The sequence below is a fragment of the Deltaproteobacteria bacterium HGW-Deltaproteobacteria-6 genome, assembly GCA_002840435.1.
Taxonomy (GTDB): Bacteria; Desulfobacterota; Syntrophia; order Syntrophales; family Smithellaceae; genus UBA8904.
Map to the genome: position 1 here is coordinate 1 of PHAT01000046.1, position 1,176 is coordinate 1,176.

The window sequence follows — 1,176 nt, forward strand, 5'->3', positions numbered from 1 at the left end:
CTTCTGACCCTTGATCTTGTAGTACCCCTGATCTGTCGGCGTCGCCGTCGTGGTAAGATCGGTGAGCGAACTGCCCGCCTGCGGCTCGGTAAGCGCCATCGTCCCCTGCCATTCGCCCGCAATCATTTTGGGCAAATAAGTGTCTTTCATTTCCTGTGATCCGTATGAAACAATCAAACCGGCCGCACCGTGCGTCAGGCCGTGATAAACGGCTGCGGAGTAGTTTGCCGCGCCAAAAATGGCCGTCGGCAGAAAAACACCGATGGTAAACGGCAGCTGCTGACCACCCGCATCATAGGGGAAAGTCGACGCAATCCATCCGCCCAAACCCGCCTCACGCATGATGTCGCGGACCCTGGGATGCACCTTGACCTCGCCTTTCACATATTCAGGCGCCTTACGGTCCATTTCCTCGAAAAGAGGTTTGAAGAGATCTTTGCCCATCCTCATTGCCGTATCCATGATCATGTCGAAAACGTCCCGGCTGTGGTCGGCATAGCGGGGATACTTGAGCAATGCTTCGGTGTCGTTCAGTTCGTACAATAAGAACTTCAAATTTCGTTCACTGATAAATTTTTCTGCCATATTTTTTTCCTCGATTCTAAATTATCGACGTCTGTGCCTTTAAACCAGGACTCCCAGGGTTGATTGAAGTCGTTATCATACCAGCAGGGTCACGTCAAGAACCTTATAACGCTCGTTGTAAAAAAAGTATGGAACGATCAACAGCGGGTGATAATGACTTCGCAGCAGTCATCGCCGTGGTTCAAATTTTTTGTGTGGACCGCGCGGACTTTTATTTCATTCTCAAAGAGGCCGCCGACAATTCGTTCGTATGTATGAATCGTGACAATACCGCAGTCGGCAACGCCGGCTTTGGCAATTGCTTTCTGTGTTTCGCAATCCGTAATGCGGACCGTGATCTGATCCCCCTTTACGGTAATGACCCGTCCCTCGATCTTTAAAACCCGGCTGAAAATATCCATCGCATCCAGAAAGCTTTCCGGCCAGACCGGATTCCGGATGTATTTTTTCCTGAGATTTTTACCGAAAACATAGGAAAATTGTTTCCAGGCTTCCACGTCCATTTCCCAGGCCGTCTCGACGCCAAACTTTTTTGCAAGCGCCAGAAACCATGCCCCATCCATACGGGTAAAGGCATACTGCGAGATTTCC

2 protein-coding genes are annotated in these 1,176 nt (G+C 50.2%); both read right to left on the minus strand.

Annotated features, from left to right (window positions below):
* Positions 1-585 (minus strand): acyl-CoA dehydrogenase (locus CVU71_18715; GenBank protein PKN16517.1); only part of this gene is annotated, 585 nt, incomplete at its 3' end.
* A 137-nt stretch (positions 586-722) separates the two neighbouring features.
* Positions 723-1,172, minus strand: coding sequence for a hypothetical protein (locus tag CVU71_18720; protein ID PKN16516.1), 450 nt, complete (start codon positions 1,170-1,172; stop codon positions 723-725).
* Positions 1,173-1,176: the final 4 nt, after the last annotated feature.